Source organism: Kitasatospora sp. NPDC032150 (assembly GCF_055579945.1).
Map to the genome: position 1 here is coordinate 14,633 of NZ_JBVIMH010000043.1, position 15,606 is coordinate 30,238.

A 15,606-nucleotide genomic window follows, 5' to 3' on the forward strand; every position below is an offset into this window, starting at 1 on the left:
CGCCGTCGGCCCCGGCCCGGGTCAGCCCACGATCGCCTTCATCTGCACCATGCCCAGCCGGGCGAAGAGCACCGACACCGGCAGCTCCTTCGCCCCGCTCGGAACGTTCAGGTGCTGCAGCACGACGTGGTACCCGTCCGCCGTCCCGAAGGTGACCGGGCTGCCCGGCGGCAGCAGCACCCCCACCGGCGGCACGGTTGCGGCGCTGCCGGGCGCCTTGAGCACCGCGCGGCCCGTCGCGGTGGACGAGACCATCACCAGGTGCTCCTGGATGGTGCTGTCGTTGCGCACCACCATCGCCAGCTCGCCCTCACCGTCGGCACCCGGGTGGACAGTGGCTCCGGTGATCGTGATCGCCGGCATGTCCTCCGTGCTGCCGGTCCTGATGCTCAGCTGCCCGGGGGCCGAGGACTCGTGCACCTCGCGCGCGGGCACCGGCCTGTGGTCTCCTTCGGAGCAGCCGGTGGTGACGAGCGCGGCCACCGCCAGCACCGCCCCAGCCCGTACGGCGCGCGCCGTCTTGGTCCGCCCCTGCCACAAACGCGCTCGCTGCGCCCGCATGAAAACCTCTCCTCTGACCGATTCCTCTGCATCGTAGGCGTCCTTATGCCTGCGACACGCGAAGGGCCCCACCGGAGCGGGGCCCTTTCGGCTCGGATCCGCGAGCGGGTCCGTCACAGCATGGGGACCGTTACAGGATGTCGCCCGGCGCGTACTTCGCCGCGGCGGGGTGGGCGGCCGCGACGGCCTCCACCCGGCGGACCACCTCGGCGACCTGCGCACCGGCCGCACCGGTGAAGGAGAGCCGGTCGGCGAGCAGCGCGTCCAGCTCGGCGCGGTCCAGCGGGATCCGGCCGTCGGCGGCGAGCCGGTCCAGCAGCGCGTTCTCGCGGGCGCCCTCGCGCATCGCCAGCGCGGAGGCCACCGCGTGCTCCTTGATGACCTCGTGCGCGGTCTCCCGGCCGACGCCGGCCCGCACCGCGCCCATCAGCACCTTGGTGGTGGCCAGGAACGGCAGGTAGCGGTCCAGCTCCGCCTCGACCACGGCCGGGAAGGCGCCGAACTCGTCGAGCACGGTCAGGAAGGTCTCCAGCAGGCCGTCGAAGGCGAAAAAGGCGTCCGGCAGCGCGACCCGGCGGACCACCGAGCAGGAGACGTCGCCCTCGTTCCACTGGTCGCCGCCCAGCTCGGCGGTCATCGACGCGTAGCCGCGCAGGATCACGGCCAGGCCGTTGACGCGCTCGCAGGAGCGGGTGTTCATCTTGTGCGGCATGGCCGAGGAGCCGACCTGGCCGGCCTTGAAGCCCTCGGTGACCAGCTCGTGACCGGCCATCAGGCGGATGGTCTTGGCCAGGCTGGAGGGCGCGGCGGCGAGCTGGACCAGGGCGGTGACCACCTCGAAGTCCAGCGAGCGCGGGTAGACCTGGCCGACGCTGGTGAGCACGTTCTCGAAACCGAGGTGGCCGGCCACCCGGCGCTCCAGATCGGCCAGCTTGTCGGCATCGCCGCCGAGCAGGTCCAGCATGTCCTGGGCGGTGCCGACCGGGCCCTTGATCCCGCGCAGCGGGTAGCGGGCGATCAGCTCCTCCAGGCGCTGGAAGGCCACCAGCAGCTCGTCCGCGACGGTCGCGAAGCGCTTGCCGAGGGTGGTGGCCTGCGCGGCGACGTTGTGCGAACGGCCGGCCATGACCAGCTCCGCGTGCTGCGCGGCCAGGCTGCCGAGGCGGACCAGGACGGCGACCGTACGGTCCCGGACGTGCTCCAGGGACTGCCGGATCTGCAGCTGCTCGACGTTCTCGGTGAGATCCCGGGAAGTCATGCCCTTGTGGATCTGCTCGTGCCCGGCGAGTTCGCAGAACTCCTCGATCCGGGCCTTCACGTCGTGCCGGGTGACCCGCTCGCGGGCGGCGATGGAGCCGAGGTCGACCTGGTCGACCACCCGCTCGTAGTCGGCGACGGCCTCGGCCGGCACCTCGATGCCCAGGTCCTGCTGGGCCTTCAGGACGGCGAGCCACAGGTGGCGCTCGAGGACCACCTTGTGCTCGGGGGACCACAGCTGGGCCAGGGTCGCCGAGGCGTACCGAGAGGCCAGGACATTGGGAATCTGGGGCTTCGCGCTCACGCTTCGCTAGCCTAACAGCCGAGGTCAGCCGGATCGGCAGGGCGGCCGTCCGCCCGACCGTCGGCCAGGCGTCCGAGCACCGCGGGCAGCGGACCGCTGCGCACGACGCCCAGCCGTTGGGTGGCCCGGGTCAGCGCGGCGTAGGGATCGCCGAACCCCCGCGGCGATCCGTCGGCGATCCCAGCCGGCTCCACCACCAGGACGGCGTCGGACCCCAGGCCCTTTGACTGCTTCGGGCTGAGCACCACGACCGGGCTCGGCGCCTGAGGTCCTCACCGATCCGGGCGGTCGTAACGGCTGCGGTCACGGCGTCGCCCAGCTCGGCCAGCCTCGCCTCGGGCACGATCACCGCCAGCCGCCGCCCTTCCGGCCCGGCGGCCTCCCCGGCCGCGATCTCTCCCAACCGCCACGGCAGTTCGACCGACCCGACCTCCCAGCACCGCGGGTGGACGCCGGTGGCCCGGACCGACCGCGGCACCTGGAAGGCCGCGTCCAGGCCGACCGGTGCGTCCGCGGCGACCGCCATGACCTCAGCCGGCAAGCACACCTGTTCGACGCACCTTCGCCGCGAACGCCGGGGTGCGCCCCGAGCCCCCCATTCCACTCCGCAGGGAACTTGACAAAGCATCAGCCGCTATCGCTAATGGTTTTCATCTTCGTTAAGTCCTTCCGAAGGGATCCCGCCATGTCACTCGACGTCTCCCCCGCCCTCCTCGCCAAGGCCGAGAACGGCACGGTCGACGAGGCCGACTTCATCGAGACCGTACGCACCTCGCTCCCCTACGCCTACCGGGTGGTCGCCGGGCTCAGCACCGAACTCGCCTCCTCCGCCGCCGAGTTCGCCGACGACAACACCACTCCGACCGACCAGGAGCGCGCCCAGCTGTTGCGCGCCCTGGCCAGCAACGCCATCCGCGGCAGCCTGGAGCGGCACTTCGGAGTGCGGCTCGCCTTCATGAACTGCCACCGCGTGGCCGCCTTCCGCCCCGGCACCGAACAGGGCGACGCCTACCGGGAGTTCACCTCGCTGCGCGCCCAGCTCCTCAACCAGACACCGGAGCTGCGCAGCTGCTGATCCCGCCCCGGTGCACCCCGCCGCTGATCAACCGAGCCGCGAGAGCGCGAGGTTGAGGGCGAGGACGTTCACCCGGGGCTGCCCCAGGAAGCCCAGGACGCGTCCCTGGACGTGGTCCTCGACCAGTCGCCGGACCACCGCCGGGTCCAGACCGCGGGCCGTTGCGACCCGGTTTACCTGCTGGTGGGCGTAGGCCGGGGAGATCTGCGGGTCGAGCCCGGAGCCGCTGGCCGTGACCGCGTCCGGGGGGACCTGTTCGGGCGTCACGCCGTCGAAGGCGGCGACGGCCGCGCGGCGGTCCCTGACGCTCGTGGTCAGGCCGGCGTCGTCGGGACCGAGGTTGGAGGCGCCCGAGGCGGTCGGGTCGTACCCGCTGCCCGCCGCAGAGGGCCGTGGCTGGAACCACCTGGCATCGGGCCTGGCCGGCTCCTTCGGATCGGCGGGGTTGCGTTTGGGCAGGTCGAAGGTCTGGCCCAGCAGGCGGGAGCCCACCACCTGCCCGTCCCGCTCCAACCGCGATCCGTTGGCCTGCCCGTCCAGGGCCAACTGGGAGAACCCGGTGATCAGCAGCGGGTAGGCCAGCCCGCAGAGCACGGTGAAGACGAGCAGCAGCCGCAGGGCGGCCAGGTGCAGCCGGATCTGCACCAGCAGTGGCGTCGGCACGTGGGCTCTCCTTCCGTCGTCAGCTCAGCCCGGGCACGAACTGCACCAGGAGGTCGATCAGCTTGATCCCGATGAACGGCAGGACCAGACCGCCCGCGCCGTAGACGCCGAGGTTGCGCCGCAGCAGCGCGGAGGCCGAGGAGGGGCGGTAGCGCACGCCGCGCAGGGCGAGCGGGATCAGCGCCACGATGACCAAGGCGTTGAAGATGATCGCCGAGGTGATCGCCGAGGTCGGGCTGTGCAGCGCCATGATGTTCAGGTGTCTCAGGCCCGGGTACGCACCGGCGAACATCGCCGGGATGATCGCGAAGTACTTGGCGACGTCGTTGGCGATCGAGAAGGTTGTCAACGCCCCTCGGGTGATCAGCAGTTGTTTGCCGATCTCGACGATTTCGATCAGCTTGGTCGGGTTGGAGTCCAGGTCCACCATGTTCCCGGCTTCCTTGGCGGCCGAGGTCCCGGTGTTCATCGCCACTCCGACGTCCGCCTGGGCCAGGGCCGGGGCGTCGTTGGTACCGTCCCCGGTCATCGCGACCAGCTTCCCCGCGCCCTGCTCCTGCCGGATCAGGGCCATCTTGTCCTCGGGGGTGGCCTCGGCCAGGAAGTCGTCCACCCCGGCCTCGCCCGCGATCGCCCTGGCGGTCAGCGGGTTATCCCCCGTGATCATGACGGTCCGGATGCCCATCCGGCGCAGGTCGTCGAACCGGTCCCGAATGCCGTGCTTGACCACGTCCTTGAGGTGGATGACCCCCAGGACCCGGGCCGGCTCGCCGCCGTACTGGACGGCCACCACCAGCGGCGTACCGCCCGCCCCCGAGATCCCGTCGACGAGCGGACCGAGCTCGCCGCCGGGGCTGCCGCCGTGCTCCTCGACCCAGCGGACGACCGCGCCGAACGCCCCCTTGCGGATCCGCCGGGTACCGCCGTCCTCCTGCAGATCCGCACCGCTCATCCGGGTCTGCGCGGAGAACCCGATCCACTCGCCGTGCCCGATCTCCGCCTGGGTCCGGGCGCGCAGCCCGTACCGCTCCTTCGCCAGCACGACGATGGAGCGTCCCTCCGGCGTCTCGTCGGCGAGGCTGGAGAGCTGTGCGGCGTCGGCCAGTTGCCGCAGGTCGGTCCCGCCGACCGGGGTGAACTCCGCCGCCTGCCGGTTGCCGAAGGTGATGGTGCCGGTCTTGTCCAGCAGCAGCGTCGAGACGTCGCCGGCGGCCTCGACCGCGCGGCCGGACATCGCCAGCACGTTGCGCTGCACCAGCCGGTCCATGCCGGCGATGCCGATCGCGGAGAGCAGCGCGCCGATGGTGGTCGGGATCAGCGCCACCAGCAGCGCGACCAGGACCACGATCGGCTGCTCGGCACCGGCGAAGGTCGCCATCGGCTGCAGGGTGACGACGGCGAGCAGGAAGATGATGGTCAGCGAGGCCAGCAGGATGTCGAGCGCGATCTCGTTGGGCGTCTTCTGCCGGGCGGCGCCCTCGACCAGCGCGATCATCCGGTCGATGAAGGTCTCCCCCGGCCTGGAGGTGATCTTCACGATGATCCGGTCGGAGAGCACCGTGGTGCCACCGGTGACGGCGGAGCGGTCCCCGCCGGACTCGCGGATGACCGGGGCGGACTCACCGGTGATCGCCGACTCGTCCACCGAGGCCGCGCCCTCGACCACGTCGCCGTCACCCGGGATGAGCTGCCCCGCCTCCACGATCACGTGGTCGCCGAGCCGCAGCTCCGCCGCGCGCACGGTCTCCTCCGGCGGCCGGGCCAGGCCGGGGCGCCACTGCGTGGTGATCCGCCTGGCGACGGCCTCGGTCCTGGCCCGGCGCAGGGTCTGTGCCTGGGCCTTGCCCCGGCCCTCCGCCACGGCCTCGGCCAGATTGGCGAAGAGCACCGTGAGCCAGAGCCAGGCGGTGATCACCCAGGCGAACACACCGGGGTGCCGGACCGCCGAGTAGACGGTGAGCAGCGCGCCGATCTCCACCACGAACATGACCGGGTGGCGCACCATCACCCGGGGGTCGAGCTTGCGCAGCGCGTCGGGGAGGGAGAGCAGCAGTTGCTTCGGGTCCAGCACCCCGGCCGAGACGCGGTGCGCCTGGTGCGCGGGCGGCGGCATCAGCGCAGCCCTTCAGCCAGCGGCCCCAGGGCCAGGGCCGGGAAGTAGGTGAGCCCGACGACGATCAGGACCACGCCGAGGAGCATCCCCACGAACAGCGGCCGGTGGGTGGGCAGCGTCCCGGCGGTCGCCGGCACCGGGCTCTGTCCGGCCAGGGATCCGGCGAGCGCCAGCACGAAGACCATCGGCAGCAGCCGGCCGAACAGCATGGCCAGGCCGAGCGCGGTGTTCCACCAGGTGCTGGTGGCGGTGAGGCCGGCGAAGGCCGAGCCGTTGTTGTTGGCCGCCGAGGTGAAGGCGTAGAGCACCTCGGAGAAGCCGTGCGGGCCGGTGTTCAGGATGCCGGCCCGTCCCGCCGTGAGGGCGATCGCCGTACCGGTGCCGACCAGTACGATCGCCGGGGTGGTCAGGATGTAGAGGGAGGCGAACTTGATCTCCCGGCCGCCCAGCTTCTTGCCCAGGTACTCGGGCGTGCGGCCGACCATCAGCCCGGCCACGAACACCGTCACGACGGCCAGGATCAGCATGCCGTAGAGGCCCGAGCCCACGCCGCCGGGCGCGATCTCACCGAGCATCATGTCCAGCAGCAGCACGCCGCCGCCCAGCGGTGAGTACGAGTCGTGCGCGGAGTTGGTCGCGCCGGTCGAGGTGAGCGTGGTCGAGGCGGCGAACAGGGTGGAGCCGGAGATGCCGAACCGCACCTCCTTGCCCTCCATCGCCGCACCGGCCGCACGCAGGGCGCTGCCGTGGTGCTGCCACTCGAACAGCGTCAGCAGGCCGGCGGAGCCGCTCCAGATCAGCGCCATCACGGCCGCGATCGCATGGCCCTGGCGCCGGTCGCCGACCATCGTGCCGAAGGTCCGGGGCAGCGCGAAGGCGATCACCAGCAGCAGGTAGACCTCGAGCCAGTTGGTCAGCGGGTTCGGGTTCTCGAAGGGGTGCGTGGAGTTGGCGTTGTAGAAGCCGCCGCCGTTGGTGCCGAGTTCCTTGATCACCTCCTGCGAGGCGACCGGGCCGCCGGTGATGGTCTGCGAGCCGCCGTTCAGGGTGGTGACGGCCACGGGAGCGTGCAGGTTCTCGATCGCTCCGGCCGCCACCAGGACGATCGCGAAGACCACCGACACCGGCAGCAGCAGCCGTACCGTCACCCGGACCACGTCCACCCAGAAGTTGCCCACCCGGTCGGTCCGGCTGCGGCCGAAGCCCCGGACCAGCGCCGCCGCCACCGAGATGCCCACGGCGGCGGAGAGGAAGTTCTGCACCGCCAGGCCGGCCATCTGCACCAGGTGGCCCATGGTCGACTCGCCGGAGTACGACTGCCAGTTGGTGTTGGTGATGAAGGAGACCGCGGTGTTCCACGCCGTCGCCGCGGGCACGGCGGGGAAGCCCAGCGACAGCCAGAGGTGGTTCTGCAGCCGCAGGAAGGCGTAGAGGAAGAGCACCGAGACGGCCGAGAAGGCGAGCACTCCGCGCAGATATGCCTGCCAGGTCTGCTCGAAGTCGGGGTTGACCCCGATCAGCCGGTACAGGCCCCGTTCGATCCTCAGGTGCCGCCGGCTGGTCAGCAGGTGCGCCAGGTAGTCGCCCAGGGGCCGGTACGACAGCGCGAGCGCCGCCGCCAGGGCGAGCGCCTGCAGCAGGCCCGCGAGGCCGGGGCCCACCTCAGAACCTCTCCGGGTGGATCAGCGCCAGTACCAGGTAGACCACGATGACGCTGGAGACGACCAGTCCGACGATGTTGTCCGTGCTCATCCCCTCCTCCGCTCCGGTCCGGCCGGACCGGCCTGCCGGCTGCGGGCGGCCCGGCCGTTCACAGGCGTCCCACTCCCCTGGTGACCAGGGCGAGGACGGCGAACGACAGCACCGTCACACCGACATAGGCCAGGTCCATCATGCCGACCACGCTCCGCCACTCACCGGGTCACACTCGGTCACGGCGATTCTCCGGCGGCGCGCCGCGGCATGGTGACTTTTCCTAGGCCGTCAGGGGCCTGCGCCGGGGCGGTCGCGCTCGACCGCTAAGGCTGCGTCAACGGTTGGGCTCAGCACTTGCGCCGGGCCATCGGGCTGCTACACCGGAAGCCAGGAGGTGCGTCATGCTCCGGTACCTCACCAGGGATACGCTCTCGCTGGTCGCGGCGGTCCTCGGCCCGGCCGCTCTGTGCGCGGTGCTGCTGCCGCTTCGCGACCGGCTGGCGAACACCAATGTCACGCTGCTGCTGGTGGTGGTGGTCGTCGCGGTGGCCGCGCTGGGCCGCCGGCTGGCAGGGGCGCTCGCCGCGGTGTCCGCCGCCGTGTGGTTCGACTTCTTCTTCACCCCGCCGTACGAGCGCTTCGCGATCAGCAAGTCGTCCGACCTCACCACTGCCGTCCTGCTGCTGCTCGTCGGCCTGGCGGTCTCCCAACTGGCCTTCCACGCCCGCCGGTTGCAGGTCGTCGCGATCACCGACGCCGACTACCTGGCCCGGATCCACGCCACCGCCGTACTCGCCCGCTCGGCCAACTCGGCCATCACCGTGGTCGACCACGTCCGGGACCAGCTGATCGAGCTGCTCCGGTTGCGCGACTGCCGGTTCGAGTACGGCTCCCTGCTCGGCCACCCGCCGCGCCTGGAGCACGACGGCTCCGTCGTCATCGGCCGCAGGCCCTGGGACGCGGACCGTCTCGGCCTGCCCGACCAGGACGTGGAGCTGCGGCTGTTCGGCAACGGCAAGTACATCGGCCGCTTCATGCTCGAACCGACGCCCGGCACCGTGCCCTCGCGCCAGGCCCGTCTCGTCGCGGTGACCCTGGCCGACCAGGCCGGCGCAGTCCTCGACTCGCTGCGACCCCCGGCGCACACCGCCTGAACCCCGACGGTCGGCGCCTCGCGAGGTGGCGAGGGCTGACGGCCCGTCGGCGCCGCCAGCACCCTCTCGGCGGGGCGGCCCGGAGCCGGGCGCACGCCGAGCGGGCGTGCGCCCGTCAACGGCCCGGCATGGTGGGGGTGCCAGGCCTCACGGGGCCGGCATGTGGGCCGCTCCCGGAAGACACCCGGTCATGCCGAGGCGGCGGTGGGTCGCGATGGCGGGCGCGTTGTCGGCGGGTGCCATGAGCGCGGCGCGCCCGTACCGGCGGACGAAGTCGTCCACGGCGATCCACAGCGATCCACAGCGCAGCGACGGCGGCCGTACGGGGTCCGTGCCGCCGGACGCGGCGGCGCCCTCCACTCCGGATGCGGAGGGGAGGGCGCACCGGGCGTTCCGAGGGGAACTCAGGGGCACTGCTTCCAGGCCAGGTGGTAGGTGGTGTTGATGTTGCCGTCGGTGGAGTCCATGGTCATGAAGCTGGTCGTCTTCGTCGGGTCGGAGGTGCCGGCACTCACTCGCAGTTCGGTGTTGATGTTGAAGTTGCGCTCCTCACCGCAGGGTGCGAAGACGAGGGCCGCGACGTCGACCGCGTCGGTGGCCTGCCAGTTGTTGTCGTACCCACCGTTGAACCGGTGGCTCTTCGAGGTGGTCTGCGACTGTCCCTGGAAGTAGTAGCTCGCCTGTTGGACGCCGGTGGCCCCCGACTCCAGGTGGGCGTAGCCGCGGTAGTCGGCGGAGGCGATCGCGTAGGTGAAGCCCTGGGGGACGTGGACGTTGAGGTCGAGCTGGCAGTTCTTCCGGAAGTCGGTCGGCTTGGCGCCGACGCCCACCTGGGCGAGGTAGTCGCTGTACGTCACGGTGAAGGCCGTGTTGTCCGGCGAGACCGCGACGGCGGCGGTACCGGCCGGGCAGCCGGAGCCGTTGACCGTCGCCACGTCGATGACGATCTTGTCCGGCGGCGGAGTCATTCCCCAGGCGAAGCCCGAGGAGCCGAGCAGCGACACGGCGACGCCGCCGACGGCCAGCATGCGTGACAGCATGACTTTCCCTTCCGATCGCCCACGGATCCCGTGGGATGCGTCAGTGTTGTGAGCGGTGGTGATTCGGGAGGAGACTTGGCGCGTCCATGTCACCACAGCCGCACGCCCGCGTACAGAGGCGCGACAGCAATTTACTGACGGTAAATCAGGGCGCCTGATAGCGACGGCAGTTACGGCCGAGGATCACCCGTTCAGCAGCTTCGCGCGGAGACCGCCGACGACGACGGACAGCTCGAACCGGAAAGCCTCGTCCCGCTGCTCCACCGGAATCCGGCCGACCTTGCGAGCCTGCTCATCCAGGACGAGGCTTCCTGCCGGAGGGGGTCGGGCCGGCGCCGGACGACTGGGCGGCGACGCGAGAGCGGCTGCTGGAGCTCCTCGACGGCTGGCACCCGGATCTGGTCGAGCTGGTCCGGCGGTCGGACGTGGTGAACAGCACGCCCATCACGATCCGCCGGGCCAAGCCGGTATCGCACTGGGGCACTCGCCCGGCCACCCTGCTCGGCGACGCCATCCACGTCATGCCGCCCAGCGGCGGCAGGGCGCCAACACCGCCTTCCGGGACGCCGCGTTGCTCTGCCGCATGCTCACCGCGGCACACCGCGGCGAGGCCGAGCTGCTGACCGCAGTGGAGCGGTACGAACGGGAGATGCTCGACTACGGCTTCGCCGCGGTGGAGGAGAGCGTGGCGAAGCCGCCGGTCTTCGCCGCCCGATGAAACGTCCGCCGGAGCCGACGGCCTCGGCCTGACCGCACCTGCCATACCGTCAGCGTCCGGTCAACATTCACGATCTTGCGCATTGTCCCGACAGTCGTCCCCGGCTCTCCTCAATTCCGCCACGAGCAGCCTCGTCGGCCGACCATGGACCGGAAGCGAATTGAAGTCAACATAACTGAAATGTAGGGGATTTCACGGAACGCCCGCACTCCAGACGAGTCGGCGGGTACGGATCCGGCCGATCAGCGGCCGTCCGTCCCGGCGGGCCGCCCGACGAAGTCTTTACCTTCCCGGTCCCGGCTCCGCCAAGGATGCGTCCTCCGCGCGCTGTGGGCCGGCTCCAGAAGTGGTCCTGGGTAAGGCCGTTCGACGCCGCGTCAGTAGGATGAGCCGCTCAACGAGCGGTCATAACGAAAGGCCAAGACCATGGGGGACAACGGGTTTCGGGTTCAGCCCGAAGCTCTAGGTCGGTATGCGTCGACGACCAGCGAGCAGCAGGAGCAGCTCGCCCGGGTCCAGATGACGATATCCAGCATTACCATCTCGTCCGACGCCTTCGGCCACCTGCCGAACGCACAGAACCTGGCGCAGAGCTACCGGGAACACGCCGACGCGAGTCGGCAGAACCTCGCCGACCTCATGGAGGCGCTCTCGGGGACCGCCGAAGGGCTCAACGTGACGGCGCAGAACTACGCCCAGCACGACAGCACCGTCAGCGCCGACCTCGGGGGTGGACAGTGAGCAGCGGCTCCAGCGGGCACTCGTCGAGCCACGGCACGTCGTCCGGCGGCCACCACCAGAACCCGGCACCGGCGCCGCACCCCACACCTGCGCCGCATCCGGCCCCGCACCCCAGCCCCGCGCCGGCACCCCACCCCGGGCCCGCGCCGGCACCGCATCCGGGACCGGCCCCTGCGCCGCACCCCGGACCCGCGCCTGAGCCGCACCCCGGGCCCGCACCGGCACCGCATCCGGCCCCCGCCCCCGACCCCGACAACGGCGGGGAGCAGCCGTCGGGCGAGGACCCGCGGTCGAGCTGGCTCGGGGACTTCGCCCGCAAGACGGGTGAGCACATCAAGGACAAGGGCTCCGAGGCGATCGGCGACTGGGCCGTCGGCAAGGCCAAGGACGCACTCGGCATCAAGGATCAGGAAGAGTCCAAGGGCGGCGGCGAGGGCTCGACCGGAGGCGAGAACCCGGCCGGCGGCGGCGAGGGCGGCGAGTCCGGCGGAGGGTCGACCGGCGAGGCCATCGGCGCGGTGGCAGGCTCGGTCGCCGGTTCGGCCTTCGGCCCGGGGGCCGGTTCGGCGTTCGGCGGGTCGGGGGAGGTGACCACCGGCCTGACCCGGCTGACGCCCGGCACCCCGAGCCCGTACGGCGGCGGGCCCGGCCTGTCGCTGGCCGGAGGCGCGGGGATGTCCGGCGGCTCGTCGGCGTACTACTGGGCGCAGAACAACAACCCTGCCCCGGCGGACTCGCTCACCCCGGCGGAGCACCCGTCCAGGCACGGCCTGGAGGGCTCGCTGGACAAGGCGGTCGTGTACGCGATCGAAAAAGTCGGCCTGATGAAGGAGCTCGAGAAGGTCACCGGGAACCTCGCCGAGCTGAACGCCGCCGCCGAGGAGTGGCAGGCCCAGGCCAAGGCCGTGCAGAGCGTCGCCGAGCAGCTGCGCGGCAACGTCATGCCGCTGTCCGCGCAGTGGGAGGGAACCGCCTCCGACTCCTTCGGGCGCCACATGGGCGAGGTTGTCGATGCCCTCGACTCCACCGCCGAGGGCATGCTGCAGACCGCCCAGCTCATCAACCAGGCGGCCCAGGAGTGCGCGCTCGCCGAGAGCATGATCATCGAGATCATCAGCGACGCGATCGAGGCACTCATCGTCTCACTGGCGGCAGAGGCGGTGATCGCGGTTCTGACGGCGGGCATCGGAGTTATCGCCGACGCGCTGATCACCGAGGCGGAGATCGCGGTGTTCGTCGCCCGGGTCGCCAAGGTGTCCACCGAGCTGGCCGAGAACCTGGAGAAGATCCTCAAGGCCCTCAAGGAGCTCGGCTCCGCGGTCAAGGCCGTCCGGAAGCTGGAGCACGCCAAGGCGCTCGCGGGCGACATCAAGAAGGTCAAGACGGCGGCCCAGGGCCTGCGGGAGTTCGAGCAGGGGGCCGGTAGCGGTCTCAAGGACAAGGCGGTCCGCAAGGCCGTCGGCTGGGCCGACGGCAAGGTGACCGACTACGCCAAGGGCCAGTTCGCCGACGCCCTGGGGATCGACAAGGACGACGTCAGGACCGGGAACCCCGGCAAGGCCGCCTGGGAGGCGGCCCGGGACCGGGCCAAGGGGGAGTTCAGCGGCGATGACAGCAACAAGGATTTCTGGAAAAACGCCGCCAAGAGCGAGGTGACCCACGACCTGGGTATGGACCACGACCCCGGCCCGTACCGGGTCGATCGCTCCCGCATCGAGCAGGCCTTCGGCTGATCCCGCCACGGCGTGACAACGGCCCGACGGGGCACCGTGCCTGACATGGTGCCTCTCGGGCTGCTCGGGCTGCTCGGGCCGTTCAGGTTGGTTCGGTGGACCGCTCCGGCTGGGCGTCGGCTCCCGCCTCGTCAATCCGGCAGGGCCGGCTGGGCCGGCAGCCGCTGCGTCAGGTGACGAGCGTTCGGCAGCTCCCTTGACGCGTCGCCCGAGACGCTGATGCCCGAGACCCTCGACCGAAGCCGCGGGGGCCGGTCGCCCTGGTCACCGGCCACCGACACATGACCGATGGCGTCAGGGTGCGGCTGAAGCCCTGTATCGCCCATGGCGCGTGTCCTTCCTGACCGGGTGTTGAGCAGCTCGACCGACTGACGTGCTCGCGGGCACGGCGGGCGGAAAGCGGGTTCAAGACGCGGTGAGTGAGCGGGGAGCCGCCAGGGATGCCCGCCCCGGCCGGAGGCGGGCGTCCCTGCGATAGGTTTTCCCGCGCATCAGTTCGAACTTCTCGCGCCGCAGTCGGATGCCGCACCGGTCATCACATGATCTAGGAGATCCTTTTTGAGTAGCCTCAGACTCATCGTCATCGGCATCCTCGTGGTCCTCGGGGGTGCCCTCGTCGTGCTCGGCATGATGAGGGACTCCGGCGAGGACGAGTCTTCCGACCAGTACCCCGTGCCGGGTGTCAACCCTGCGGCAGTCGGCCCCCGGGCGCTGATACAGACCGCGGCTCCGCATCTGCTCCCGGGCGAGACGCTCCTCGGCGTGTTCGCAGTCGACCTGGATCCCCTTCTGCCGCTCTACTTCCACCGGGAGTACTTCAAGGAACAGATCGCCCTGCTTCCCCTGAGGATCCTCTGGGACATCGTGCGCGCGACCTGGTCGGTGATCTGGAGGACGCTCTCGCCCAAGTGGCTGGTGGAACTGCTCTCCACCGACGTGCGGTACCGCCGGCGGCACAGCTACGGGCTGAGTCCGGTCCGGCGGTCGTACCGGGCAATCAGGCGGCCGCTCCACGGCGGCTCCTGGAGCGGCGGCAAGGAGAGCATGGCAGGACACCTGTGGAAGGCCGTGCGGACCGCACCCAGCCGGTACCTCAGGGTCGACCAGCGCGCGTTCACCCTGGTGCTGACCGACCGTCGGATGCTCATCCTGAGCTGGGAGACACACCCGAAGAACGAGCCCTTCGCGGCGGCGCCCTTGCTCCAATGGCCTCGCGGCACGTTCGGGCTGCGCCGCGAGACGCCCAACTCGTGGTTCACCTACCGGCTTGACCTGGCCTTCAGCGACGGCTCGTGGATCGCACTCAACGCGCACGAGAAGGTTCTCCGACTCGACAGGGACACGGCCCTGAAGAAGGTGAAGCAGATCTCCGCCATGCTGGGCTGATACCGCCGTGGCGTGACAACGGCCGGAGGGGGCACCGCACTTGACACGGTGCCCCCTCCGGCCGTTCTCGCACCCTCGACCCGGCAGGGCCGGCAGTCGCCGCCCGTCTCCCGTCCGCCCGTTCTCCGCCGGCCCCGCGGACGGGGCATTGGATGCCGACAGGCCATGGACAGACAGTCTTCGCGGAGATAATCTTCCCGCAGACAGTGTTTCCGACCGGGGAGGTCACTCATGTGGGTGTACGAGCACAGTGTCGACACCACCGCCGCGCCCGAGGCGATCTGGCGGCTGTGGGCCGACGTGGAGAACTGGGGAGACTGGAACCCCGGCATCGAGAGCATCCGGATCGACGGCCCGTTCGCGGCCGGTACCGAGTTCACGATGACCCCGCCCGGACAGGACCCGGTGCGGCTGCTCATCTCCGAGGCGAGCACCGGTGAACTGTTCGTCGACGAGGCCCGGATCGAGGGCCTGGTCCTTCGCACCATCCACCGGATCGACCGCCTCGACGACCGGAACGCGCGGGTGGTGTACCGGATGGAGATCACCGGTGCCGCAGCCGACGAGGTCGGTCCTCATCTCGGCCCGGACATCACCGCCGACTGGCCCGAGACCATGGCGGCGCTGGTCGAACTGGCAGGCGCCTGATGGCTCTCGGCCCGGGCGACAGCCCCGGGTTCCTGCTCTGGCACGCCACACTGCGCTGGCAGCGCGACATCGCGTCGGCCCTCGGCCCGCTCGGCCTCACCCATGTCCAGTTCGTACTGCTCGCCTGCACCTGGTGGCTCAACTCACAGGGCGAGCACCCCAACCAGCTGGCCCTGGCCCGCCAGGCCGGCACCGATGTCAAGATGACCTCCCAGGTCCTGCGCGCGCTGGAGAGCAAGGGGCTGATCGAGCGCGAGACCGACCCCGCCGACACCCGCGCCAAGCGCCTGCGGGTCACCGACGCCGGGACCGAGCTGGCTCCTCTCGCGATCGCCGCCGTCGAACAGGTCGACGAGTCCTTCTTCGCGCCCGTGGCCCGTGCGGAGGCGCTCGCCCTGCTCGGCCGACTGGCTCATCCGGAGCACTGAGCCACCTGACTCGGCCATCGTCTTCTCCCAAGCCCGCAGGTCGGCATCGATTGCGGCCGCCCAGGCATGTTCCCACCCATGCCTGGGCGG

General features: G+C 70.9%; 17 protein-coding genes. 8 read left to right on the forward strand and 9 right to left on the reverse strand.

Annotation, left to right across the window (positions count from 1 at the left end; genetic code table 11):
* Window positions 1-21: 21 nt before the first annotated feature.
* The 3 genes from ACZ5ON_RS32005 to ACZ5ON_RS32015 all read right to left on the reverse strand — a co-directional run bounded on the left by ACZ5ON_RS32005 (window position 22) and on the right by ACZ5ON_RS32015 (window position 2,367).
* Window positions 22-561, reverse strand: a complete 540-nt coding sequence (locus ACZ5ON_RS32005; protein WP_465600010.1) for a hypothetical protein — start codon at window positions 559-561, stop codon at window positions 22-24.
* 130 nt (window positions 562-691) lie between these two features.
* Window positions 692-2,122: an adenylosuccinate lyase gene (gene purB, locus ACZ5ON_RS32010; protein WP_465600012.1), complete on the reverse strand. Its 1,431-nt coding sequence runs from the start codon at window positions 2,120-2,122 to the stop codon at window positions 692-694.
* A gap of 11 nt (window positions 2,123-2,133) precedes the next feature.
* A complete protein-coding gene (locus tag ACZ5ON_RS32015; protein ID WP_465600014.1) occupies window positions 2,134-2,367 on the reverse strand; it encodes a hypothetical protein in 234 nt (77 codons plus the stop codon).
* A gap of 440 nt (window positions 2,368-2,807) precedes the next feature.
* Here ACZ5ON_RS32015 and ACZ5ON_RS32020 point away from each other — a divergent pair, with 440 nt between their 5' ends.
* The gene (locus ACZ5ON_RS32020; protein WP_465600016.1) at window positions 2,808-3,197 is read left to right on the forward strand and encodes an SCO5389 family protein; all 390 of its coding nucleotides are present in this window, start codon (window positions 2,808-2,810) and stop codon (window positions 3,195-3,197) included.
* A 27-nt stretch (window positions 3,198-3,224) separates the two neighbouring features.
* Here ACZ5ON_RS32020 and kdpC read toward each other — a convergent pair whose 3' ends face one another.
* The 4 genes from kdpC to kdpF are packed head-to-tail and all read right to left on the reverse strand — an operon-like array spanning window position 3,225 to window position 7,725.
* The gene (kdpC, locus tag ACZ5ON_RS32025) at window positions 3,225-3,860 is read right to left on the reverse strand and encodes a potassium-transporting ATPase subunit KdpC (RefSeq protein ID WP_465600018.1); all 636 of its coding nucleotides are present in this window, start codon (window positions 3,858-3,860) and stop codon (window positions 3,225-3,227) included.
* Between the two features lie 19 nt (window positions 3,861-3,879).
* A complete protein-coding gene (gene kdpB, locus ACZ5ON_RS32030; protein ID WP_465600020.1) occupies window positions 3,880-5,973 on the reverse strand; it encodes a potassium-transporting ATPase subunit KdpB in 2,094 nt (697 codons plus the stop codon).
* Complete coding sequence (kdpA, locus tag ACZ5ON_RS32035; RefSeq protein WP_465600022.1) at window positions 5,973-7,634, reverse strand: potassium-transporting ATPase subunit KdpA; 1,662 nt, start codon at window positions 7,632-7,634, stop codon at window positions 5,973-5,975. Before kdpA ends, kdpB begins: the two co-directional genes overlap by 1 nt.
* 1 nt (window position 7,635) lies before the next feature.
* Window positions 7,636-7,725, reverse strand: coding sequence for a K(+)-transporting ATPase subunit F (kdpF, locus tag ACZ5ON_RS32040; protein WP_465600024.1), 90 nt, complete (start codon window positions 7,723-7,725; stop codon window positions 7,636-7,638).
* Between the two features lie 344 nt (window positions 7,726-8,069).
* Here kdpF and ACZ5ON_RS32045 point away from each other — a divergent pair, with 344 nt between their 5' ends.
* On the forward strand, window positions 8,070-8,822 hold the full coding sequence (locus ACZ5ON_RS32045; RefSeq protein ID WP_465600027.1) for a DUF4118 domain-containing protein: 753 nt from the start codon (window positions 8,070-8,072) through the stop codon (window positions 8,820-8,822).
* A 147-nt stretch (window positions 8,823-8,969) separates the two neighbouring features.
* Here the strand turns inward: ACZ5ON_RS32045 and ACZ5ON_RS32050 are convergent, their stop codons facing one another.
* Both ACZ5ON_RS32050 and ACZ5ON_RS32055 read right to left on the reverse strand, forming a co-directional pair.
* Window positions 8,970-9,182 (reverse strand): hypothetical protein, encoded by a 213-nt coding sequence (locus ACZ5ON_RS32050; protein WP_465600029.1) that lies wholly within the window; start codon window positions 9,180-9,182, stop codon window positions 8,970-8,972.
* A gap of 44 nt (window positions 9,183-9,226) precedes the next feature.
* On the reverse strand, window positions 9,227-9,862 hold the full coding sequence (locus ACZ5ON_RS32055; protein WP_465600031.1) for a DUF4360 domain-containing protein: 636 nt from the start codon (window positions 9,860-9,862) through the stop codon (window positions 9,227-9,229).
* A gap of 583 nt (window positions 9,863-10,445) precedes the next feature.
* Between ACZ5ON_RS32055 and ACZ5ON_RS32060 the strand changes: the two genes are divergently transcribed.
* The 6 genes from ACZ5ON_RS32060 (at window position 10,446) to ACZ5ON_RS32085 (ending at window position 15,516) form a co-directional block, all read left to right on the forward strand.
* Window positions 10,446-10,580 carry a hypothetical protein gene (locus tag ACZ5ON_RS32060; RefSeq protein WP_465600033.1) on the forward strand — a complete coding sequence of 45 codons (135 nt, stop codon included), beginning with the start codon at window positions 10,446-10,448 and terminating at the stop codon, window positions 10,578-10,580.
* Between the two features lie 426 nt (window positions 10,581-11,006).
* Window positions 11,007-11,321, forward strand: a complete 315-nt coding sequence (locus tag ACZ5ON_RS32065; RefSeq protein ID WP_465600035.1) for a type VII secretion target — start codon at window positions 11,007-11,009, stop codon at window positions 11,319-11,321.
* Window positions 11,318-13,054 carry a WXG100 family type VII secretion target gene (locus tag ACZ5ON_RS32070; protein ID WP_465600038.1) on the forward strand — a complete coding sequence of 579 codons (1,737 nt, stop codon included), beginning with the start codon at window positions 11,318-11,320 and terminating at the stop codon, window positions 13,052-13,054. The genes ACZ5ON_RS32065 and ACZ5ON_RS32070 overlap by 4 nt, the downstream gene beginning before the upstream one ends.
* A gap of 558 nt (window positions 13,055-13,612) precedes the next feature.
* Window positions 13,613-14,440, forward strand: a complete 828-nt coding sequence (locus ACZ5ON_RS32075; protein WP_465600040.1) for a hypothetical protein — start codon at window positions 13,613-13,615, stop codon at window positions 14,438-14,440.
* Window positions 14,441-14,671: 231 nt separating this feature from the next.
* On the forward strand, window positions 14,672-15,088 hold the full coding sequence (locus ACZ5ON_RS32080) for an SRPBCC family protein (protein ID WP_465600042.1): 417 nt from the start codon (window positions 14,672-14,674) through the stop codon (window positions 15,086-15,088).
* Complete coding sequence (locus tag ACZ5ON_RS32085) at window positions 15,088-15,516, forward strand: MarR family winged helix-turn-helix transcriptional regulator (RefSeq protein ID WP_465600044.1); 429 nt, start codon at window positions 15,088-15,090, stop codon at window positions 15,514-15,516. Before ACZ5ON_RS32080 ends, ACZ5ON_RS32085 begins: the two co-directional genes overlap by 1 nt.
* The last annotated feature ends 90 nt before the right edge of the window (window positions 15,517-15,606 follow it).

Coding starts and splice junctions, on each gene's coding strand:
- ACZ5ON_RS32005 (WP_465600010.1), bottom strand. CDS start 561: ATGCGGGCGCAGCGAGCGCGTTTGTGGCAGGGGCGGACCAAGACGGCG.
- ACZ5ON_RS32020 (WP_465600016.1), top strand. CDS start 2,808: ATGTCACTCGACGTCTCCCCCGCCCTCCTCGCCAAGGCCGAGAACGGC.
- kdpB (WP_465600020.1), bottom strand. CDS start 5,973: ATGCCGCCGCCCGCGCACCAGGCGCACCGCGTCTCGGCCGGGGTGCTG.
- kdpF (WP_465600024.1), bottom strand. CDS start 7,725: ATGAGCACGGACAACATCGTCGGACTGGTCGTCTCCAGCGTCATCGTG.
- ACZ5ON_RS32045 (WP_465600027.1), top strand. CDS start 8,070: ATGCTCCGGTACCTCACCAGGGATACGCTCTCGCTGGTCGCGGCGGTC.
- ACZ5ON_RS32055 (WP_465600031.1), bottom strand. CDS start 9,862: ATGCTGTCACGCATGCTGGCCGTCGGCGGCGTCGCCGTGTCGCTGCTC.
- ACZ5ON_RS32060 (WP_465600033.1), top strand. CDS start 10,446: ATGCTCACCGCGGCACACCGCGGCGAGGCCGAGCTGCTGACCGCAGTG.
- ACZ5ON_RS32065 (WP_465600035.1), top strand. CDS start 11,007: ATGGGGGACAACGGGTTTCGGGTTCAGCCCGAAGCTCTAGGTCGGTAT.
- ACZ5ON_RS32080 (WP_465600042.1), top strand. CDS start 14,672: ATGTGGGTGTACGAGCACAGTGTCGACACCACCGCCGCGCCCGAGGCG.
- ACZ5ON_RS32085 (WP_465600044.1), top strand. CDS start 15,088: ATGGCTCTCGGCCCGGGCGACAGCCCCGGGTTCCTGCTCTGGCACGCC.